This window comes from Streptomyces sp. MP131-18 (assembly GCF_001984575.1).
GTDB lineage: Bacteria > Actinomycetota > Actinomycetes > Streptomycetales > Streptomycetaceae > Streptomyces > Streptomyces johnsoniae.
This window is the reverse complement of sequence record NZ_LZNS01000001.1, coordinates 1,789,207-1,811,405: the sequence shown is the minus strand read 5'-3', so window position 1 is coordinate 1,811,405 and position 22,199 is coordinate 1,789,207. Positions and strand designations below refer to the sequence as shown.

Here is a 22,199-nt window from a genome sequence, read left to right as displayed (position 1 = left end):
CGCATATTCGACGGGCCGTGCTGCACTAGATTTGAACGGCGACGCATAGTCAGCCGATCGCCTGATCAGGGGGCTTGGCAGCGAATGAGTACCAACGGCGCGCGGGACGCGCGGGAGAGCGGTGACGGCGCCCAGGCCGTGCCGCTGGCCAAGGGCGCGCCGCCGGTACCCCGGCACCCGCCCGAGGCCGAGGGGCCGCCGCTGGTCCGCTGGCTGCACGCGCCGCGGCCGTCGGCCCGGCCGGGCGTCTGGCGCCACGGGCACGTGCCGAAGCCGCCGGAGGACCCGGACCGGCTGGGCGACCGGGAGCTGCACGGCACCGCGCTCCTCGCGGCGCTCACCGGCTGGCTCGTGTGGTCCTTCTACGGCAACGGGTACCTCCGCTTCGTCGACTGGCCGCTGGACTGGACGGGCGTGAACTCCTGGCACAAGGGCACCGCGTGGATCACCGTCATCTACCTGTACCAACTGCTGTTCGCCTGCTTCCTGGTGTACGCCTTCGGCCGGGCGGGGAACGGCCCGGCGCTGTGGCGCCGCTGGCGGCCCACCGTGCTGCGGCTGCTGTGCGGCCGCCCCGACATCGCGCCTCTCGGCCGCCGCACCGTCCTGCGGGCGACCGCCGCGCTCGTCGCCGCCTGGGCGGTGTGGCGGCTGTGCTTCCGCGGCGTCTGGGACTTCTGGCTGGAGCCGCTGTACGCGCTCGTGCCCGACGTGTGGTGGGAGGACGGCGACACCACGCAGTACACCGTCAGCTACAACGTCTACTACGTGCTGTGGACGGTGCTCGTGCTGGCGGTCTTCGCCGCCCTCGGGGACTGGCGCGCCGTCCGGCGCCGCTACCCGCTCGCGCTGCGCCGCGGCTCCGCCGCCGCGACGCCCGCGGAGCGCGCCGAGCTGGCCCGGCTCAGCGACTTCACCGAGCTGCGCGCCGCGGGCGCGGAGGCCGCGGCCGAGCGGCTCGCCGACGAGGTCCGCATCGGCGCCATGAGCGACCTGGACTACGCCCGGATCGCCCACGCCTGGAGTGCGGTGCGCGCCAGGCCGACCGAGCTGCCCGCGTTCTCCGACGCCGCCCGCGTCCACGGCGCCGCCGCGTTCGTCCACCCCTCGGGGGAGCGCGACCTGCCGGTCAGGGCCGCCCGGCACGATCTGCTGACCCGCCAGGTCCGCATCGGTCTCGCCCTCGACGAGGACCGCAACCCGTACCACTACCGCGGCGAGGACGTCGCCCTCGACCCCGCCGTGCTCGGCACCTCGCTGCTCGCCGTCGGCCCGCCCGGTTCCGGCAAGACCGGCCGCGTCGTGCGGCCGGTCACCGAGGCGCTGTGCCTGCACGCCCTCACCGGGCAGGCGGCCGTCGTCGCCGTCGGCACGGCCAGCGCCGCCCTCGGGCCCGACCACGCCTTCGACATCGTCGTCCGCGTCGGCGACCCCGCCGGTACCCACCGGCTCGACCTGTACGGCGGGGCCACCGACACCGACGAGGCCGCGAGCCTGGTCGCCGAGGCGCTGGTGGGCGGCTCCCGCGTCGACCCCAGGGAGGCGGCGGCCGTTCTGGTCCAGCTCATCGGCCCCTACCAGGCCGCCTACGGCCAGCTGCCCGGCGTGCCCGAGCTGCGCGCCATGCTCGACGGCGCGCCCGCGCTGCTGGCAACGCTCCGCGACGACCTCGCGCTGGCCGGGGCCCAGGACCAGCAGCGGGAGCTGGACGCCCGGGCCCGGCAGGCGCAGCGGCCCGACGACCTCGGCCCGCACCTGGCCGACCGGCTCGCCCTGCTGGACCGGGCCGGGTTCTCCCTCGGCGACCGGGACCGCACCACCCGCCCGTTCTCCCTCGGCTCCCTCGTGCACCCGCTGCGGGTGCGGATCGACCTGCCCGCGACCGGGCACGCCGAGGCCGGGCGGATCATCACGCGGCTGCTGCTCGCCCAGTTCACGGCGGCGGTCACCACGCGGCCCGACCGGACCCTGTTCGCCTGCCTGGTGCTGGACGACGCGACGGCCGCCATCACCCCGGGGACCGTGCGGGGTCTGACGCAGCTGCGGCCGGCCAACGCCGGGGCCGTGCTGACCCTGCGCACCCTGGACGACGTGGCCCCCGAGCTGCGGACCGGGCTGCTGGGCGCGGTCGGCTGCCGGATGGCGTTCTCCGGGATCACCACGTGGGACGCGGAGCACTTCGCCCGTGCCTGGGGCACGGAGTGGCGGGAGGACCAGGACGTCACCCGCACCCCCGACCGCGCCGGCGGCATCGTCAGGCGCACGGTGCGCGGGGTGCGGAAGCTGTTCACGGGGCGCGACACCACGACCGAGTCCGTCACCGTGCGCCGCGTGGAGCGGGAACGGTGGTCCGCGTCCGAGCTGGCCCACCGGGTGCCGCCGCGGCACGCGGTGCTCTCGCTGACCAGCGTCGCCGGGGAGCCGAGCCCGCCGGTGCTGGTGCGGCTCGGCTGACGTGCGGGGCATGGCCGATACCCGCCGCATATGCCGCGGTCGCCGTCGGAGCGCCCCGCCCCGCCGCTGTACCGTGAGTACCCGTGTCGTATCGGTACCTCCAAGGTGATCCATGCTTCCGACGCTTGCCGCACTGACCCAGCACACGGGGCTCAAGCTCGCCGTACGCGCGGGAGCGGACCGGCTGGACGCCGAGGTGCGGTGGGCCCACGCCAGCGAGCTGACCGATCCGACCCCGTGGCTGGACGGCGGTGAGCTGCTGCTGACCACGGGGCTGAAGCTGCCGGTGGCGGACGAGGCACTGATGCGCGGCTACGTCGAGCGGCTGGCGGGAGCCGGGGTGGTCGGGCTCGGCTTCGGCGTCGGGGTCAACCATCCCGAGGTGCCGCCCGCGCTGCTCGCCGCCGTCGGGGAGGCGGGGCTGCCGCTGCTCGAAGTGCCGCGGCGCACCCCGTTCATCGCCATCGCCAAGGCCGTGTCCGCCGCCATCGCCACCGAGCAGTACCGCACCGTCACCGCCGGGTTCGCGGCGCAGCGCGAGCTGACCAGGGCCGCCCTGTCCGACGGCGGCCACCACGCGCTCCTGGACCGGCTGGCCGCCCAGGTCGGCGGCTGGGCAGCGCTGTACGACCTGTCCGGCACCGCCACCGCCGTCGCCCCCTCCTGGGCGGCGCGCAGGGCCGCCAGGCTCGGCACCGAGGTCCGCCGCCTCGGTGCCCGTTCCGCGCCCGCGAGCGCCGTGTGCGCCCACGAGCCGGACGACGACCGCGTCGAGCTCCAGACCGTCGGCACGGGGCACCTGCCGCGCGCCGTGCTCGCCATCGGCACGGGCGCGCCGCTCGGCACCGCGGAGCGCTACGCGCTCCAGTCCGCGGTGGCCGTGCTGACGCTGCTGACCGAGCGCTCGCGCGCCTACCAGGCCGCCGAGGCGCGCCTTGGCTCGGCGGTGCTGCGCATGCTGCTCAGCGGTGAGCCCGACCATGCGCGGGCGGTGGCCGGACAGTTGTACGGAACGCTGCTCGACGCGCCGCTGCGGGTGCTCGTCGCCGGGGCGGGCGAGGAGCCGAAGGCGCTGACGGAGCTGGGGAGTGCGGTGGAGTCGGCCGCGGCCCGCGCGGGGGAGTCGGTGCTCGCGGCGGCGGACGGCGACGGTCTCGTGCTGCTCGCCGCGGACGGCGGCGCGGCGCTGGCCGCCGCTGCGGAGTACGCGGCCGGCCAGGAGCCGCGCACCGGACTGGCCGTGGGCATGTCGGCGCCGACGGGGACGGCCACGGCCGACACGGCCTACCAGCACGCGCGCGAGGCGCTGCTGGTGGCCAGGCGCCGCGGGCGCACGCTGGTGGAGCACGACGACGTCGCCGCCGGGTCGGTGCTGCCGCTGCTCGCCGACGACGCGGTGCGCGCGTTCGCCGACGGCATGCTGCGGGCCCTGCGCGAGCACGACGAACGGGGCCGCGGCGATCTCGTCGCCTCGCTGCGGGCCTGGCTGGCGCGGCACGGCCAGTGGGACGCGGCGGCGGCCGACCTCGGGGTGCACCGGCACACGCTGCGGTACCGGATGCGGCGGGTGGAGGAGATCCTGGACCGTTCGCTGGACGATCCCGACGTGCGGATGGAGCTGTGGCTGGCGTTGAAGGCGACCGCCCGTTCGCCGCTCGGCTCCTGATGCCGCGGGCCCGCACCGGCGTGCGGGCCCACGGGCGCGGCCTCAGGCGGTGCCGCAGTGCTCGGCCTCGTTGCCGGTGATGCGGTAGGGGCAGTCGGCGTAGTCGAGGAGCGTCAGGACGGCCTCCCGGTTCCTGCTGGTCTCCCGGTCGATCACGTCGCCCGGCGGGTAGAACCCGCCGCCGGAGCTCGATGACGGGTACATCTCGAAGGTGAACGAGAAGATGCCCTGGTCGGCCCACATCCAGTCGTTGACGGAGCCGTCGGTGATGTAGAGGTCGCTGGACTGCTGTGGCGTGTACCCGTTGGTGTCGGCGAGCGCGGTGCCCAGGGCCTCGAACGCGGCCGCGTCGTCGGCGGTGAGGCCGGGGGCGGTGTCGGCGTAGGTGAACCCGTAGGGCCACAGCACCAGTTCGCCGTAGGTGTGGAAGTCGATGTGCGCGGTGATCTGCTGCTCGCCACCGACGACCCGGCCGCGCACGAAGTCGGCGACCACGCCGACCTCCGTCCCCGATTCGGGTGCGGAGCCACGGTAGGTGTCGCTGCCGGGCGATCCGGAGGAGCCGCCGCAGCAGCCCCACTCGTGCGCCCAGTTGCGGTTGAGGTCGGTGCCGAGGGCGGCGGAGCCGGAGTTGGGCTGCCGGTTCTTGCGCCAGCTGCGGAACGTTCCGGACTCCTGGTCGTAGATCTTCCCGTCGGGGTTCACGGTGGGCACGAGCCACACCTCTCGGGTGTCGAGCAGGGTGGTGATCTCGGTGTCCGTGCCATACCGGGAGGTCAGTTCGCCGAGGGTGTAGAGCGCCATCTCGACGGTGAGGTGCTCGCGCGCGTGCTGGTTGTGGGTGAACAGCACCTCCGGCTCGTCCTCGTCGGTGGCCGCGTTGTCGCTGATCTTGACGGCGACGATGTCCCTGCCCTCGTACGACTGGCCGATGACCTGGCTGGTGACGAGTCCGGGGTACTGCGCCTCGGCGTCGGCCACGGCGGCGATCACGTCGTCGTAGGTGTGGTAGTCGGAGGGCGCGGCGGCGCGGAGTCCGCCGCGTTCCTCCCATGCGGTGAGCGCGGTCAGGTCGTAGCCGAGCCCTGTCAGCCGGGCCGCGTGCGCCTCGTCCGCCGTGATCAGCACGGTGCCGGCGCGAATCTCGTCGATGGCGGTGCCGGTTCGGGCGAGTGCCGTCCGCTCGGCGGCGGTGGCGACGCCGGCGACCTCGTACTGCCGCACCGCGGTCGCGGACGGCGAATCGGCCGCCGGGGGAGCGGCGGTGGCCTGGGCCGAAGTCCAGGCGAGTGCCAGCGTGAGAACGGCGGCCGCGGTGGCGGCCCGCCTGCCGTGTCGGGTCATGCGCATCGCATCTCCTGGGTGAGGGTGTGCCAGTGCGACGGGTGGAGTAGCCGCTCATGCTCGCGAACATGGCATGCTCGGGTCAATATGGCCTGCGGGGACCTGCCGGAACGGCGCATGCAACCGGGGCATTCCGCCGCGCCGGACAAGACGCCGCGCGCGAGGCAGCACCTACGGTGGAGGCGGGAAGCGACAGCGTCGACAAGATCGTCTGAAGGGTGGCACCCGCGATGACCACAGCGACATCCCCGCGCCCGTTCTGGCTCGCCGGCCGTGCGGCGGCCGGCGAGAGCACCCTGGAGGTCACCTCGCCGTGGGACGGCGGCACCCTCGGGAGCGTGGGCGTGCCCTCCCCGGCGCAGACCGAGGAGGCGGTGGCCGCGGCGGCGGCCGTGGCGGGCGAGTTCGCCGCCACGCCCGCGTACGTGCGGGCCGCGGCGCTCGACCACGTATGGCAGCGACTCACCGAGCGGGCCGAGGAGTTCGCCCGGCTGATCTCCGCGGAGAACGGCAAACCCGTCAAATGGGCGCGGATCGAGGTCAGCCGCTGCATCTCCGTCTTCCGGTGGGCCGCCGACGAGGCGCGGCGCTTCAACGGCGGCACCGCGCAGCGCCTGGACGCCGACGCGGGCGGCGCCGGCCGGCTCGCGCTGACCCGGCGCTTTCCCTACGGTCCCGTGCTCGGCATCGCGCCGTTCAACTTCCCGCTGAACCTGTGCGCGCACAAGGTGGCCCCGGCGCTCGCGGCCGGCGTCCCCATCCTCCTCAAGCCCGCCCCGGCCACGCCGCTGTCCGCGCTGCTGCTCGGCGAGCTGCTGGCCGGGACCGACCTGCCGGCCGGGTCCTTCAGCGTGCTGCCCGTGCCCAACGACGCGATGCCGGCGCTGGTCCAGGACCCCAGGCTGCCGGTGATCTCCTTCACCGGCTCCGTGCCCGTGGGCTGGTCCATCCGCGATGCGGTGCCGCGCAAGCGCGTCACACTCGAACTGGGCGGCAACGGCGCGGCCGTCGTGCTGGCGGACTATTCCGCGGACGCGGACCTGGACTGGGCGGCGCAGCGCATCGCCACGTTCTCCAACTACCAGGCGGGGCAGTCCTGTATCTCGGTGCAGCGGGTCATCGCGGACGCCGCGGTGTACGACCGGCTCGTGCCGCGTCTCGTCGCGGCGGTGGAGGCGCTGGTCACCGGCGATCCGTCGGACGACGCCACCGACGTGGGCCCGCTCATCAGCGAGGACGCCGCCCGGCGCGTCGAGAGCTGGGTGAACGAGGCGGTCGGCGCCGGGGCCGAGGTGCTCACCGGCGGCACCCGTGAGGGGGCGAGCTACCGGCCGACGGTCCTCACGGGCGTGCCCATGGACGCGAAGGTCTCGTGCGAGGAGGTCTTCGGCCCGGTGCTGTCGGTGACCAGGGCCGAGGGCGAGGCGGCGGCCTTCGCGGCGGCGAACGACTCCAAGTTCGGCCTCCAGGCGGGCCTGTTCACCCGCGACCTCCAGGCGGCGTTCCGCGCGCACCGGACGCTCGAGGTCGGCGGCGTCGTCGTCGGGGACGTCCCGTCCTACCGCGCCGACCAGATGCCGTACGGCGGGGTGAAGGACTCCGGCGTGGGGCGTGAGGGCGTGCGCTTCGCGATGGAGGACTACACCTACGAGCGCGTGATGGTGCTGACCGGCCTGGATCTCTGACAGCGGCCGAAGGGCCCGGCCGGCCCGGCCGGGCCGCGATGGCGCCGCAGGGTTCGGGAGTCAGCCGAAAGCGAGCCGTTCCACCCGGACGGGTCCGTGCAGTGTCAGCCGCAGGTCGCGCACGCCGGCCGGGGCGCCGGGCAGCGGCGCCGTCACGGTCGTCCACGCGTAACGGTCGCCGGTGGACGGCACCCGCAGCACGGCGCGGCTGCCGGTGCCCACCGCTTCCACGGTCACCGTGGCCTCGCCCGGCTCCTCGCGGGCGACCCGCAGCCGCACGGTGGCCGTGCCCGCGCCGAAGTCGCAGGCGCGGTAGAGCAGTTCACCCGGCTCCTCGCCGCCCGCCGCGACCGCGTCGCCCGACCGCTTGTCGGTGTCGGTGAGCCAGGTGCCGCGGCTGTCGTCGAATGCGGCGGCGGCGAGCCCGGTCACGCGCACCTGGCGCGGCTCGGACGGCTCACCGGCGAGCGTGAGCGTCACCCGGCCGCGCAGATCGCGGGATGAGGCCCCGGCGGCGACCGTGTAGGTGCCGGGCTCGATGGTCCAGCGGCCGTGCGCGGTGTCCCAGAAGCCGAACGCGTCGCCGAGCGGCACCGTGAAGGTGAGCCGCCGTTCCTCGCCCGGCGCCAGGTGGACGCGGCGGTGGGCGATCAGCGCGCGGTGCGGGCGCGGCACGCTTCCGTGCTCGGCGCGCGTGTACACCTGCACCACCTCGTCGCCCGCGGTGCCGCCGGTGTTGGTGACGGTCACCTCGGCGGTGAGGGTGCCGGACTCCTCGTCGGCGCGCGCGGCGAGCGCGGTATAGCCGAAGGAGGTGTAGGACAGCCCGTGGCCGAACGGGTAGAGCGGGGTGTCGTCGCAGTAGAGGTAGGTGGCGCGGGAGGCGATGAGGTCGTAGTCGAGCAGGCCGGGCAGCTGGTGGTCACCGGCGTACCAGGTCTGCGGCAGGCGGCCCGCGGGCGCGACCTCGCCGCACAGCACGCGGGCCAGCGCGCTGCCCGCGGCCTGGCCGCCGTGCGCGGTCCACAGCAGCGCGGGCAGCGCGGCGTCGGCCTCGGCGACGGCGTACGGGTAGGCGGAGGTCATGACCAGCACGGTGCGCGGGTTGGCGGCGTGCGCCGCCCGCCACAGCCGGTCCTGCCGCGGCGGCAGCGCCAGGGTGGTGCGGTCTTCCGTCTCGCGGCCGTTGATGTGCGGGTCGTTGCCCACGACGACGATGACGACGTCGGCGCCGGCCGCCGCCGCGGCGACGGCGTCCTCGCCGCGGCGGACGGTCTCCACGTGGAAGACGTCGCCGGCCTCGGCAACCTTCAGCCCGTCGGCGGCGACAGACACGTGATGCCCGGTCCCCCGATGGCGCAGGAGGTGGCCTCCGCCGTGCGGCTGAAGGCTGAACGTCTCCTGGACCACCCAGCCCCCCGGCTGGTCCGCGGCGGCCCGCACATAACCGTCGTCCCCGACCGACAGGTAGCGGCCGTCCGGCGCGCGGAGGGTGAGCACCCCGTCGCCCCAGTCGGCGAGCGACAGCGCCGTGGCCTCCCCGGCCCCGGGCACGGTGGTCAGCGGCGGCAGGTCGGTGCGCCCGCGCAGGAGCGCGGGGTCCAGGGCGGCGACGGCCCCGTCCCCGCCCGGCGCCGCGCCGTCGTCTCCGTCCGGCACCCGCACCCAGCCGCGTTCGGTGCGCAGCCGCACCAGGTCGGTGCCGTCGGCGTGGACGGCGGAGGCGATGGCGGGGTGGTCGCGCAGCCCGGCGAACGGGGTGGTGCGGTGCAGCAGCGCGCCGCTGTACCAGTCGAGCTTGACCTCGTCCGCGAGCGGCCCGACGACGGCGACGCGGACACCGGGCCGCAGCGGGAGCAGCCCGTCGTTCTTCAGCAGTACCACGGCCTGTTCGGCGGCGGTGCGCGCCAGCGTCCGGTGCTCGGGGGTGTCGAAGGCGGCGTCCGCGTCGAACGGGTCGAGGTCCGGGTCGAACTGGCCGAGGCGGAAACGCATCCCGAGCAGCCGGGCGACGGCCGTGTCGACGTCGGCCTCGGTGATGAGGCCCGCGTCGAGCGCGGCGGTGAGCCGTTCCACGGTGGGCGCGGCGTCCTCGCCGTGGTCGGTGAAGCTGTCGACTCCGGCGCGCAGCGCGGCGGCCAGGCCCTCGGCGTGACCGGGCATGTAGCCCTGCGAGCCGGCGATGTTGCTCGGCGCCCCGGCGTCGGAGCAGACCACCAGCGGCAGCGCGGTCCAGGTCCGCAGGTGCTCGGCGAGCAGCGGGGACAGATGGTTGGGCCGGCCGTTGACCAGGTTGTAGGCGGGCATGACGCCGGCCACCGCCCCCGACCGCACCGGGCCGCGGAACGCGGGCAGTTCGTACTCGTGCAGCACCCGGGCGCGCAGCGAGGTGCTCGCGGTGTCGCGCTCGTGCTCGTGGTTGTGCGCCAGCCAGTGCTTGAGCACGGGAGCGGTGCGCCAGTACACGGGGTGGTCGCCGCGCAGGCCGCGGGTGTAGGCGCTCGCGAGGGCGGCGGTCAGGTGCGGGTCCTCGGCGTAGCCCTCCTCGTTGCGGCCCCACAGCGGGTGCCGCAGCAGATTGACCGTGGGGGACCAGACGTTGAGGCCGACCTTCGGGTCCTCGGCGCGCATCGCGCGGACCTCCCGGCCGGTGGCCTCGCCGACGCGGCGCACCAGTTCGTCGTTCCACGTCGCGCCGAGGCCGACGGCCTGCGGGAAGACGGTGGCCTGGCCCATCCACGCGACGCCGTGCAGCGCCTCCTGCCCGGTACGGAACGCGGGGATGCCGAGCCGGTCGACTGCGGGCGCGAACTGATGGAGCATCGCGATCCGCTCAGGGAGCGTCAGGCGGCCGAGGAGGTCGGCCACCCGCTCCTCGACGGCGGCCCGCGGATCGCGGAAGGGCAGGGGTTCGGCGGTCACGTGCGGTCCCCTCGGGGTGGTGGCGGCTCTCCCCGCGGAGCGATCCGCGAAGTCGATGTTCGAAGCGCTTCGATGCTGGGTTTCCGGTGCCCTCCCTGTCAAGACACCGCTCGGCATTGACTCGTCATCGCCTTGCTTCTACAGGCCAGATCCGCCTCGAAACCCTGCCGAACTTTCTGCGAAGCAGGGCTTGTGCCGCCCGCTGCCGGGTCTTAACCTCAGCGCAACATCGAAGCGCTTCGACCATGTTCGAACGCCGGCCATGCAAAGACGCAGAGCTTTGAAGGGTTGTCGCCATGCCGAACTCACGCCCCGCTCCCAGCCGCAGAAGATTCCTCGCCTCCTCGGCTTTCGCGGCGGCGGCGACCGCGGGCGGCGTGCCACTGCTCTCGGCCTGCGGCGGTGGCGGCGGTGGCGGCGGTGGTCAGGAAGGCGCGGCGTCCGAGGAGCAGGTGCGCGACATCCTCCCGACCTTCCAGGAGTCCGAGGTCGCCGTCGCGCCGGACATCCCCGCCGAGAACGGGTCGAGCCCCGGCTACACCCGCTGGATACCCGAAGGCGAGCTCGGCGTTTCCGTTCCCGAACCTCGCGGGAACGGCGGGGAGTTCACCGGCATGACCCCGCTCTGGGGTACGCCGCCGAGCAGCGGGAACGCGTTCTGGACCGCGATGGACGAGGCCATCGGCGTGCGCATGAACTGGCAGACACAGGACGGCAACACCTACGGCGACAAGCTGGGTGCGGTGCTGGCCGGCAGCGACATCCCCGACCTGGTGTGCATTCCCGGCTGGGAGCTGGCCGGGCAGATCCCGCAGGCCATCAGCAGCAGGTTCGCCGACCTGGGCCCGTACCTCTCGGGCGACGCCGTCCTCGACTTCCCGAACCTGGCCGCCATCCCCACCGCCGCCTGGGAGGCGTCGATCTTCGGCGGCGCCCTGCGCGGCCTGCCGATGCCGGCCGCCCCGATCGGCGGCGTGATGCCCTACTACCGGCAGGACATCTTCGAGGCCAACGGCTGGGAGGTGCCCACCGACCCGGACGACTTCATCGCCTTCTGCCGCGAGATCACCTCCGCGTCCTCCCGGGTGTGGGCCTGCGAGGACATGAAGTGGTCGGCGTTCATCATCTACGGCGTGCTGCCCGACAAGCCGCGCTACTGGATGGAGGGCGACGACGGCACGCTGATCAACCGCTACGAGACCGACGCCTACCTCGAAGCCCTGGAGTGGACCCGCAAACTGTACGAGGCCGAGGTGGTCCACCCGGACGCGGTCGCGGCGTCCGGCGACTCCACCCAGCGCTTCACCGCGGGTGAGTCCCTGATGTTCAACCAGGGCGACGGTGCCTGGCACAACACGGCCGTCGAGCAGCGGACCGCCAACCCCGACTTCCGCATGAACGCGTTCGACTACTTCGGCGCCGGCGGCAACGACCCCGTCCTGTACACCGCGAACGGCGCCGGGATCTGGACGTTCCTCAACAAGAACCTTTCCGAGGAGCGGATCCGCGAGGCCCTGGAGATCGCCAACTTCACCGCCGCCCCCTACGGCACCCGCGAGCAGCGGCTGCGCGCCTACGGCGTCGAGGGCACCCACTACACCGTCGAGGACGGCCTGCCCGCCCGCACCCCGCAGGGCGAGGAGGAGGTCGTGCCCGAGACCTACCCGTTCATCGCCACCGCGGGCCACGTCGTCGCCCTCCCGGACATCCCGCAGGTCGTCGAGGACTGGACGGGCTGGATGAAGCGGCACATGCAGTACGCCAGGGAGCCGCTGTTCTTCGGCCGGCAGGTCCAGGAGCCGGCCCGGCTGACCAACATCAACGACGGCTTCGAGGCCCTGGAGGACGACGTGGTCCGCGGGCGCCAGTCCATCCGCGACATGCAGAACGCCGTGTCCGAGTGGCGGCGCAACGGCGGCGACGAGCTGCGCGACTTCTACCAGGGCCTGCTCGACGACGAAGGCGCCGCGGGCTCGTAGGCGCGCCGCCCGCGCCGCCAGCCGCCACGGCAGCCGCCAGCAAGGAGAACCGCGTGTCACAGAGCACGGTCCCCCGCCCTCCCGTGCCACGGGAGAGCGGCGGACAAGCCAACAAGCCCGCCCCCGCGGCACGGAAGGTACCGCGACGGCGTGGCAGGAAGGACCCCCGCCTCGCGGGCGGCATCGGCCTGCGGCACCGGCTGCGCCGCGACTGGGTCCTGGTCGCGATGACGCTGCCCGCGGTCGTCCTGCTGCTGGTGTTCGCCTACATCCCCATCGCCGGCAACGTCATCGCGTTCCAGTTCTACAGCCCGTACGCCGGCGACGGGTTCTTCGACTCCATGGCGAACAGCGCATGGATCGGGATGGAGAACTTCCAGCGGATGCTGGACGACAGCGACTTCTGGAACGCGGTGCAGAACACCCTGATGTTCTCCTCGCTCCAGCTGATCCTCTTCTTCCCCATACCGATCGCGCTCGCCCTGCTGATCAACAGCATCCTGCACAGCAAGATCCGCGCCTGGACCCAGGCCGTGCTCTACCTGCCGCACTTCTTCTCCTGGGTGCTGGTCATCACCGTCTTCCAGCAGATGTTCGGCGGCGCCGGGCTCGTCGCCCAGCTCGCCCGCGACTGGGGACTGACCGACAGCTTCGATCTGATGACCGACCCCGGTTTCTTCAAGTGGCTGGTCACCGCCCAGGTCATCTGGAAGGACGCCGGGTGGGGCATCATCGTCTTCCTCGCCGCCCTGTCGATGGTCAACTCCGAGCTGTACGAGTCGGCCGCCGTGGACGGCGCGGGCCGCTGGCGCCGCATGTGGCACGTGACCCTGCCCGCGCTGCGCCCGGTCATCGCGCTGCTGCTGGTGCTCCAGGTCGGGAACATGCTGACGGTCGGCAGCGAACAGTTCCTCATCCAGCGCACGGCCGTCGGCCCCGGCGCCTCGGAAGTGCTCGACAGCTACGTGTGGAACCGCGGCATCGCCAACGGGGACTTCAGCTACGCGGCGGCCATCGGCATCGTCAAGGGCGTCTTCAGCCTCGCCCTGGTCCTGGCCGCCAACCGAGTCGCCCACGCGATGGGCGAGCAGGGGGTGTACTCGCGGCGATGAGCGCCATCACCGACACCAGCGTCCTGGTCGAGGACAAGGAGGAGAAGGGCAAGCGCGCCCGGCCCGCCTGGGAGGAGCCGCCCACCCGCGTCGGGCTGACCGCCAAGGGAGTCATCCTCGGCATCGCCCTGCTCGCGATCCTCTTCCCCATCTGGATCGTGCTGATCACCAGCCTCTCCGACGCCGAGACGATCAGCAGCGCCGGCGGCCTGGTCGTCTGGCCCGACGGCATCAGCTTCGACGCCTACCGCGAACTCCTCAGCGGCGGCGAGGTCTCCCGCGCCATGCTGGTCTCCATCGGCGTCACGGTCATCGGCACCCTGTTCAGCATGACGGTGTCCGTGCTGGCCGCCTACGGGCTGTCCAGGATCGGCTCGCTGTGGCACCGCACCCTGCTGTTCACCCTGCTGGCCACCATGTTCTTCGGCGGCGCCGGCATCATCCCCACCTACCTGCTCGTCCAGAGCCTGGGGATGATGGACTCCTACGCCGCGCTGGTCCTCCCCATGGCCGTCAACGTCTTCAACATCCTCGTGCTGCGGGCGTTCTTCATGAACGTCGGCCAGGAGATCATCGACAGCGCCCGCATCGACGGCGCCGGCGAGCTGCGCATCCTGTGGCAGATCGTGCTGCCGCTCTCCCGGGCCGTGCTGGCCGTCATCTCGCTGTTCTACGCCGTGGCCTACTGGGGCAACTGGTTCGCCGGGTTCATCTACATCACGGACCAGGAGAAGCTGCCGTTGCAGAACATCCTCCAGCAGATCGTTCTGGCGAACGAGCGGCCCGCCGGGATGGCGCAGGTCATCGGCACCGGCCAGATCCCCAGTATCGCCGTCCAGACCGCTGTGATGATTCTCGCACTGCTTCCGGTCGCCGTGCTCTCGCCGTTCGTGCAACGCCACTTCAAAAAGGGCATGCTGATCGGCGCCGTGAAGGGCTGACGGCGAGTACAGGAGGAGATGACCATGGCCGCGCTGCACGACGCCACCCGGGGGAAGCTGCTGTTCGGGGGCGACTACAACCCCGAACAGTGGCCACCCGAGGTGTGGCAGGACGACGTCCGCCTGATGAAGGAGGCGGGCGTCAACCTCGCCACCGTCGGCGTCTTCTCCTGGGCCAGCCTCGAACCGCGCCCCGGCGCACGCGACTTCGGCTGGCTCGACCGGGTCCTCGACCTGCTCCACGACCACGGCATCGGCGTCTGCCTGGCCACCCCCACCGCCTCGCCACCCCCCTGGCTCGGCGCCCGCCACCCCGAGACCCTGCCGCGCGACGAGAACGGCACGGTCGTCTGGTACGGCTCGCGCAACCAGTTCTGCGCCTCGTCGCCGGTCTACCGCGAGCACGCCGCCGCCATCGCCGACGACCTCGCCCGCCGCTACGGCGGCCACCCGGCGCTGCGGATGTGGCACATCAACAACGAGTACGGCACCGCCTGCTGGTGCGACACCAGCGCCCGCCACTTCCGGGTCTGGCTGCGCGACCGCTACGGCAGCCTGGACGGCCTGAACACCGCCTGGGGCACGGCATTCTGGAGCCAGCGCTACGACTCGTGGGAGGAGGTCGTCCCGCCGCGCCGCGCCCAGTACTTCATCAACCCGACGCAGGCCCTGGACTTCCGCCGGTTCACCAGCGACGCGCTGCTGGAGTGCTTCACCGCGGAACGCGACATCGTCGCCGCGCACAGCCCCGGCGTGCCCGTCACCACCAACTTCATGCCGCTGTTCGCCGGGCAGGACGGCTGGCGCTGGGCCGCGGAGGAGGACGTCGTCTCCGTCGACGTCTACCCCGACCCGGCCGCCGGGCACGACGACCCCGGGGGAGCCGCGTACGGCGCGCTGGTCCAGGACCTCACCCGTTCCCAGGCCGGCGGCCCCTGGATGCTGATGGAGCAGGCGGCGTCCGCGGTCAGCTGGCGGCCGGTCAACCGGCCGAAGTCCCCGGGCCAGATGCGCCTGTGGTCCCTCCAGGCCGTCGCCCGCGGAGCGGACGCGCTGTGCTTCTTCCAGTGGCGCGCCTCCCGGCAGGGCAGCGAGAAGTTCCACTCCGCGATGCTCCCGCACGCCGGGGAGGGCTCCCGCGTCTTCGGGCACGTCCGGGAGCTGGGCGCGGAGCTGCACGACCTCACGCCCGTGCACGGCACGCACGTCACGGCGGGCGTCGCCGTCCTGCACGACTGGTCCGCGTGGTGGGCCTCCCAGCAGCCGGGCCGGCCCTCCGCCGAGCTGAACTACCCGGACATCCTCGCCGCCTGGCACCACGCCCTGTGGGAGCAGAACCTCACCTGCGACTTCGCGCACCCCGAGGCCGACCTCACCCGTTACCCGGTGGTCGTCATCCCGCAGCTGTACCTCCTCACCGACGCCGCCCTGGACAACATCGCGGCCTACGTGCGCGGCGGCGGTACCCTCGTCTGCGGCTTCTTCACCGGCATCGCCGACGCCGACGACCGCGTCCGCGAGGGCGGGATCGACGCCAGGCTGCGCGAGGTCCTCGGCCTCGCCACGCTGCACGAGTGGTGGCCGCTGGAAGCCGGCGTCGCCGTCCGGCTCACCGACGGCACCGCGGGCCGCATCTGGAGCGAGGACCTGGAGCCCGCGGGCGCCGACGTCGTCGCCGCCTACGCGGAGGGCGAGCTGTCCGGCCGCCCCGCGCTCACCCGGCACTCCCACGGCCGCGGCACGGCCTGGTACGTCTCCACCCTCCTGGAGCGGCCCGCACTCGGCGCGCTGCTGGCCGGCGCCGCCCGCGAGGCGGGCGTCGGGCCCGTGCTGCCGGACGCGCCCCCCGGCGTGGAGGCCGTCCGGCGCGGCGCGCACCTCTTCCTCCTCAACCACGGACCCGGGCAGGTCACGATCCCCCTGCACCACCCCCACACCGACCTGCTCACCGGCCGCGGCCACGGCGACGGGATCACCCTGGAACGCCACGGCGCGGCCGTGCTCACCCCCCACACCGAACGGAGCCGCACATGCAACGACTCGTTCTCACCACCGCCGCCCTGACGACCGCGGTGATCACCGGTGCCGGCCTCACCGCCGGCACCGCGAACGCCGCAGCCGCCTGGGAGTCCTGCGACCAGTGGGGCAACTGGGAGCCCGGCGACGGCTACATCGTCTACAACAACATCTGGGGCTCGGGCGCGGGCAGCCAGTGCATCGCCGCCGACTCGGGCTCGCAGTGGTCCGTGACCGCCGACCACCCCAACACCGGCGGCATCAAGTCCTACCCCAATGCCAAGTGGATCGTCGGCGAGCCGATCGGCGACATCGGCTCGCTGAGCGCGAACTACGACGTCACCGTCCCGGACAGCGGCGCCTACAACACGACGTTCGACGTCTGGGACGAGAACTACGACCACGAGATCATGCTCTGGATGAACTGGACGGGACCCGTCGGCCCGCTCGGCAACCCCGTCGGCGAGGCCACCCTCGGCGGCCACACGTGGGACGTCTACAACGGCAGCAACGGCGCCAACAACGTCTACTCGTTCCTGCGCCAGGGCAACTCCTCGCAGGGCGACGTCGACATTCTGCCGATCCTCGACTGGATCACCGAGCAGGGCTGGATGAGCCAGGACACCGTCATCGGGGACGTGCAGTTCGGCTACGAGATCACCTCGTCCGCCGGCGGCCTCGAGTTCGTCACCAACGACTTCAGCGTCAGCGAGGGCTGAGGCAGGCGACGACGCGGCCCCACCGCACCGCGCGCACCGCAGGTGCGGTGGGGCCGGCCGAAGACCCGCGGCCCGAAGGGAGCGCCGGGCCGCGTTGCCCCCGCCCACCCGCTCCCCTGCACGGGGCGGGTGGGCGGGGAGCCCATGGCGGGACGGCGCCCGGCTCAGCCCGTGACGGGCAGGCGCGCGCCGTCCCGCAGGAACAGCGGAATCCGGTCGAGCGGCGCGGGCACCACCGCCTCGGCGCCTCCCGGGTACGCGGCGCCGGTCCAGGCGTCCGTCCACCGCGCCCCGGCCGGCAGATACACCGCGCGCTCCCGCGCCCCGGCCGCCAGCACCGGCGCCACCAGCAGGTCGGGACCGAACAGGTAGGCGTCCGCCACGTCCCACGCCCGCGGGTCGTCGGGGAACTCCAGGAACAGCGGCCGCATCGGCGGCAGCCCCGCCTCGTGCGCCGCCCTCATCTGCTCCAGCACGTAGGGCCGCAGCCGCTCCCGCAGCCCGAGGTACCACTCCAGCACCTCGCCCGCCTCGGGGCCGTAGGACCACACCTCGTTCGGCCCGCCGGTCATCTCCGGGCCCAGCGGCATCCCCGGGTCGCGGAAGCCGTGCAGCCGCATCAGCGGCGAAAGCGCGCCGAACTGGAACCAGCGCACCAGCACCTCGCGGTACTCCGGGTCCTCCGGATCGCCGCCGTGGAAGCCGCCGATGTCCGTGTTCCACCACGGAATGCCGGACAGCGAGGTGTTCAGACCCGCCGCGATCTGCCGCCGCAGCGTCGCGAAATCCGTGCCGATGTCGCCCGACCACAGCGCCGCGCCGTGCCGCTGGCTGCCTGCCCAGGCCGAACGGTTCAGCGTGATCACCTCGTCCGCGCCCGCCCCCGAGGCCCGCAGCCCCTCGTCGAACGTCCTGGCGTTCTCCCGCGGGTACAGGTTCCCCACCTCAAGTCCAGGACCGGCGTGGTAGCGCAGGTTGGCCTGGAAACCGGGCTTCAGCTCCGGCTCGCAGGCGTCCAGCCAGAAGGCCGTGATGCCGTACGGCTCCAGGTAGTTCTCCCGCACCTTCGACCAGACGAAGTCCCGCGCCCCGGGGTTGGTCGCGTCGTAGAACGCCACCTGCACCGTCTCGGCGACCTCCTTGTCCGGCCAGTCCGCGTGCGCCATCGGACCGTACTCCGTGCCGATGAAGAAGCCCCGCTGCTCCATGACCTGGTGGTTCTCGCTCAGCGGCGAGACCGAGGGCCACACCGAGACGACCAGCCGGATGCCAAGCTCTGACAGCTCCCGCACCATGGCCGCCGGGTCGGGCCACTCGGCCGGGTCGAACTTCCACTCGCCCAGATGCGTCCAGTGGAAGAAGTCGCAGACGATCGCCGAGATCGGCAGCCCGCGGCGCTTGTACTCCCGCGCGACGCCGAGCAGTTCCTCCTGCGTGCGGTAGCGCAGCTTGCACTGCCAGAACCCGGCGGCCCACTCCGGCAGCATCGGCGAACGGCCCGTCACGGCCGTGTACCTGCCTTGCGTCTGGGCGGGCGTGCCCGCCGTGATCCAGTAGTCGATCTGCCGGGCGCTGTCCGCGACCCACCGTGTCCCGTTCCGCGCCAGCTCCACGCGCCCGATCGCCGGGTTGTTCCACAGCAGCAGGTAGCCGCGGTTCGAGGTCAGCACCGGGATCGACACCTCGGCGTTGCGCTGCACGAGGTCGATCACGGCGCCCTTCTGGTCCAGCATCCCGTGCTGGTGCTGCCCGAGGCCGTAGAGCCGTTCCCCCGGATAGGCCGCGAACCGCTGCTCCAGCCGGTGATAGCCGTTCCCCGTCGCGGTGTAGAGCCGCGGCCCCGGCCACCAGAAGTGCGCCCGCTCCTCGGCCAGCAACTCCGTGCCGTCCGCGGTGCGCAGGAACCTGACCTCGCCCTCGACGCTCACCTCCGCCGTGATGGACCCGCAGGTCAGCGTCGCCAGCCGGTCGCCGATCTTCACCACGGCGGGGCCCGTCTCCTCCGGCGCGTCCGCCAGCGCCCCCGGCAGCCCGTCCAGCAGGGGGCCGCCGACCCCGGCCCGCACCCGGATGCCGTCCGGACCCCAGGGTTCCAGGCGCAACGTCTCCTGCCGGCCGCTCCACTCCAGCGCGCCCGCGCTGCTCCGGAAGGTCCCGACGGTGGGGGAGGACTGGGCGAGGGATACGGCGGACGAGTCGTTCACGGCGCTCCTGTCGGGGTGGGGGCCGGGCCGGTGCTGGCCCGGACGGTCAACTGCGGGGGAAGCAGCTCGATCAGGGTCTCCGCCCCCGCCCCCGTCGGCGCGCGGCCGTCCGCCGCCCCGGCCTTGGCCATCACCAGCTCGACCGCCCGCCGGCCCATCTCCTGCGCCGGGATGGCCACCGAGGTCAGCGCGACCGACTGCTGCGTGGCGACCTGCTCGGGGCACACGGCGATCACGGAGATGTCCTCGGGGACCGCCCGCCCCTGCTGGCGCAGCAGGCTGAGCATCGGGCCGATGGCGGCCTCGTTCTGGACGATGACCGCGCTGGTGGCGGGGCGTTCGTCGAAGATGCGGGCCAGCGTGCCGGCCGTCGACTCGTAGCTCCCGTCGCACGGCCGGTGCAGCACGCGCACGCCCAGCTCGGCCGCCCGCTCGCGCACCCCCTGGAGGGTGCGTTCGGCGAAGCCGGTGCGCCGCTCGTACACGGCCGCGGCCTCGCCGACCACGGCGACGTCGCGGTGCCCGAGCTCGGCCAGGTGCTCCGCGCACAGCCGGCCGGTGGCGGCGAAGTCCAGGTCCACGCAGGTGAGTTCGCTGGGGTCGGCGGGCAGGCCGATGAGGACCGCGGGGCGGGGGGACTCGCGCACCAGCGACAGCCTGGTGTCCTCGAGCTCCACGTCCATGAGGATCATCGCGTCGGCGAGCCCGCTGCCGACCACCCGCCGCACCGCCTCGGGGCCCTCCTGGCCGGTCAGCAGCAGGACGTCGTGGCCGCGTTCGCGGGCGGTGGTGGCCACCGCGATGGCGATTTCCATCATCACCGGCACGTACATGTCCGTGCGCAGCGGCATCATGAGGGCGATGATGTTCGACTTGTTGCTCGCCAGCGCGCGGGCGCCCGCGTTGGGGTGGTAGCCCAGTTCCCTGATGGACTTCTCGACGCGCTCCCTGGTCCTGGTGGAGATGGTCCGTTTGCCGCTGAGGACGTAGCTCACCGTGCTGGCGGAGACGCCGGCATGCCGGGCGACCTCGGCGAGAGTGACCATCTGCTCTCCCGTGGGAATGAGGTGTTGTGAAGCGCTTCGACAGCGGCTGTCTATGTAATCGCGTTGACCTTAGACCGGCAAGTGGGCTGTGTCCAGAGATGTATCGAAGCGCTTCAACGATGTTTTCACAGGCGCTTTCACCCGGTCGGAAACGGGTACATACTCACCAGTAGTGCTCATCGGGACGAGGTGTGTGGACATGACCGTCTCCGAACGGGAAGCCCGCCGGGTCGCCGAGGCCGCCCGGCAACAGGACTGGCACCAGCCCAGCTTCGCCAAGGAACTGTTCCTCGGCCGGCTCCGGCTCGACCTCATCCACCCCCGGCCGGACCCGGAAGGGCCCGGGGCGCGGCGGGGCGAGCGCTTCCTCGACCGGCTGCGCGCGTTCTGCGCCGAACGCATCGACGGCGGCCTGATCGAACGCGAGGCGCGCATACCCGACGAAGTCGTCGCGGGGCTGCGCGACCTCGGCGCGTTCGGCATGAAAATCGGCGAGGAGTACGGCGGCCTCGGCCTCGGCCACGTCCACTACAACCGCGCCCTCGCCCTCGTCGGTACCGCGAGCCCCGCCGTCGGTGCCCTCCTCTCCGCGCACCAGTCCATCGGAGTGCCGCAGCCACTCAAACTGTTCGGCACCGAGGAACAGCGGAAGGCGTTCCTGCCACGCTGCGCCCGCGGCGCGATCTCCGCCTTCCTGCTGACCGAGCCCGACGTCGGCTCCGACCCGGCACGCCTGGCCACCACCGCGGTCCCCGACGGCGACAGCTACGTGCTGGACGGCGTGAAACTCTGGACCACGAACGGGGTCGTCGCCGACCTGCTCGTCGTCATGGCGCGCGTGCCCGACCGCGGCATCACCGCCTTCGTCGTCGAAGCCGACTCGCCCGGCATCACCGTCGAGCAGCGCAACGCGTTCATGGGACTGCGCGGCATCGAGAACGGGGTCACCCGGCTCCGCGGCGTGCGCGTGCCCGCCGCCAACCGCATAGGCGCCGAGGGGGCCGGCCTCAAGATCGCCCTGACCACCCTGAACACCGGCCGCCTCTCGCTCCCCGCCCTGTGCACCGGAGCGGGCAAGTGGTGCCTGAAAATCGCCCGCGAATGGTCGGGTGCGCGCGAACAGTGGGGACGCCCGGTCGGAAAGCACGAGGCGGTCGGCGCCAAACTCTCCTTCATCGCCGCCACCACCTTCGCCCTGGAGGCCGTGCTCGAACTCTCCGGCGAACTGGCCGACGAGGAACGCCACGACATCCGCATCGAGGCCGCGCTCGCGAAGCTCTACAGCAGCGAGATGGCCTGGCGGATCGCCGACGAACTCGTCCAGATCCGCGGCGGACGCGGCTACGAGACCGCGGCCTCCCTGGCCGCCCGCGGCGAACGCGGCATCCCCGCCGAACAGATGCTGCGGGACCTGCGCATCAACCGCATCTTCGAGGGTTCCACCGAGATCATGCACCTGCTGATCGCCCGCGAGGCGGTCGACGCCCACCTGAAGGTCGCGGGCGGGCTCATCGACCCCGACTCCTCCTTCACCCAAAAGCGGAAGTCCGCCACCGCCGCCGGCCTCTTCTACGCCCGCTGGCTTCCCACCCTGGCCACCGGCCGCGGCCATCTCCCCCTGGCCTACGGGGACTTCCACGTCTCCCGCCACCCCAACCTGGCGGCACACCTGCGCTTCGTCGAACGCGCCTCCCGACGCCTGGCCCGCGCCACGTTCATGGCGATGTCCCGCTGGCAGGGCCGCCTGGAGACCAAACAGGTCTTCCTCGGCCGCATCGTGGACATCGGCGCCGAACTCTTCGCCATGTCCGCGGCCTGCGTCCACGCCGAACGCCTCCGCTCCCACGAGGACCACGGCCGCGAGGCGTACCAACTGGCCCACGCCTTCTGCCGCCAGTCACGCCTGCGCGTCGACGACCTGTTCCACAACCTGTGGCACAACACCGACACCACCGACACTGCCCTGGCCTCTCACGTGCTGTCCGGCGACTACACCTGGCTGGAAGAAGGCATCCACGACCCCTCGACCCCCGGCCCCTGGATCGCCGACCCCACCGAGGACACCGCCCTGCACAAGAACGTCCACCGCACGATCGAATGAGCCCCGCCCC

At 72.9% G+C, this 22,199-nt stretch carries 13 protein-coding genes; 9 read left to right on the top strand and 4 right to left on the bottom strand.

Going from position 1 to position 22,199, the window contains the following annotated elements:
- The first annotated feature begins 84 nt into the window (after nucleotides 1-84).
- Both STBA_RS07815 and STBA_RS07810 read left to right on the top strand, forming a co-directional pair.
- Entirely contained in the window at nucleotides 85-2,454 is a 2,370-nt protein-coding gene (locus tag STBA_RS07815) for an ATP-binding protein (protein ID WP_077058552.1), read from the top strand.
- Nucleotides 2,455-2,566: 112 nt separating this feature from the next.
- Nucleotides 2,567-4,120, top strand: coding sequence for a PucR family transcriptional regulator (locus STBA_RS07810; RefSeq protein WP_077058551.1), 1,554 nt, complete (start codon nucleotides 2,567-2,569; stop codon nucleotides 4,118-4,120).
- 42 nt (nucleotides 4,121-4,162) lie between these two features.
- Here STBA_RS07810 and STBA_RS07805 read toward each other — a convergent pair whose 3' ends face one another.
- On the bottom strand, nucleotides 4,163-5,470 hold the full coding sequence (locus tag STBA_RS07805) for a M14 family metallopeptidase (RefSeq protein WP_107484996.1): 1,308 nt from the start codon (nucleotides 5,468-5,470) through the stop codon (nucleotides 4,163-4,165).
- Between the two features lie 224 nt (nucleotides 5,471-5,694).
- Here STBA_RS07805 and STBA_RS07800 point away from each other — a divergent pair, with 224 nt between their 5' ends.
- Nucleotides 5,695-7,149: an aldehyde dehydrogenase family protein gene (locus STBA_RS07800; RefSeq protein ID WP_077058550.1), complete on the top strand. Its 1,455-nt coding sequence runs from the start codon at nucleotides 5,695-5,697 to the stop codon at nucleotides 7,147-7,149.
- A gap of 60 nt (nucleotides 7,150-7,209) precedes the next feature.
- Here STBA_RS07800 and STBA_RS07795 read toward each other — a convergent pair whose 3' ends face one another.
- On the bottom strand, nucleotides 7,210-10,071 hold the full coding sequence (locus STBA_RS07795; protein WP_077058549.1) for a glycoside hydrolase family 3 protein: 2,862 nt from the start codon (nucleotides 10,069-10,071) through the stop codon (nucleotides 7,210-7,212).
- A gap of 296 nt (nucleotides 10,072-10,367) precedes the next feature.
- Here STBA_RS07795 and STBA_RS07790 point away from each other — a divergent pair, with 296 nt between their 5' ends.
- The 5 genes from STBA_RS07790 to STBA_RS07770 are packed head-to-tail and all read left to right on the top strand — an operon-like array spanning nucleotide 10,368 to nucleotide 16,838.
- Complete coding sequence (locus STBA_RS07790) at nucleotides 10,368-12,050, top strand: extracellular solute-binding protein (RefSeq protein WP_077058548.1); 1,683 nt, start codon at nucleotides 10,368-10,370, stop codon at nucleotides 12,048-12,050.
- Between the two features lie 53 nt (nucleotides 12,051-12,103).
- Nucleotides 12,104-13,162 carry an ABC transporter permease subunit gene (locus tag STBA_RS07785; protein WP_077058547.1) on the top strand — a complete coding sequence of 353 codons (1,059 nt, stop codon included), beginning with the start codon at nucleotides 12,104-12,106 and terminating at the stop codon, nucleotides 13,160-13,162.
- Entirely contained in the window at nucleotides 13,159-14,103 is a 945-nt protein-coding gene (locus tag STBA_RS07780) for a carbohydrate ABC transporter permease (RefSeq protein ID WP_077058546.1), read from the top strand. Before STBA_RS07785 ends, STBA_RS07780 begins: the two co-directional genes overlap by 4 nt.
- Before the next feature lie 24 nt (nucleotides 14,104-14,127).
- Nucleotides 14,128-16,167 carry a beta-galactosidase gene (locus STBA_RS07775; protein WP_077063170.1) on the top strand — a complete coding sequence of 680 codons (2,040 nt, stop codon included), beginning with the start codon at nucleotides 14,128-14,130 and terminating at the stop codon, nucleotides 16,165-16,167.
- On the top strand, nucleotides 16,134-16,838 hold the full coding sequence (locus STBA_RS07770; protein WP_077058545.1) for a hypothetical protein: 705 nt from the start codon (nucleotides 16,134-16,136) through the stop codon (nucleotides 16,836-16,838). The genes STBA_RS07775 and STBA_RS07770 overlap by 34 nt, the downstream gene beginning before the upstream one ends.
- 164 nt (nucleotides 16,839-17,002) lie before the next feature.
- Here STBA_RS07770 and STBA_RS07765 read toward each other — a convergent pair whose 3' ends face one another.
- A complete protein-coding gene (locus STBA_RS07765; protein ID WP_077058544.1) occupies nucleotides 17,003-19,042 on the bottom strand; it encodes a TIM-barrel domain-containing protein in 2,040 nt (679 codons plus the stop codon).
- A complete protein-coding gene (locus STBA_RS07760) occupies nucleotides 19,039-20,088 on the bottom strand; it encodes a LacI family DNA-binding transcriptional regulator (RefSeq protein WP_077058543.1) in 1,050 nt (349 codons plus the stop codon). Before STBA_RS07760 ends, STBA_RS07765 begins: the two co-directional genes overlap by 4 nt.
- 199 nt (nucleotides 20,089-20,287) lie before the next feature.
- On the opposite strand from STBA_RS07760, the gene STBA_RS07755 reads away from it, so the two are divergent.
- Nucleotides 20,288-22,189, top strand: a complete 1,902-nt coding sequence (locus STBA_RS07755; RefSeq protein WP_077058542.1) for an acyl-CoA dehydrogenase family protein — start codon at nucleotides 20,288-20,290, stop codon at nucleotides 22,187-22,189.
- The last annotated feature ends 10 nt before the right edge of the window (nucleotides 22,190-22,199 follow it).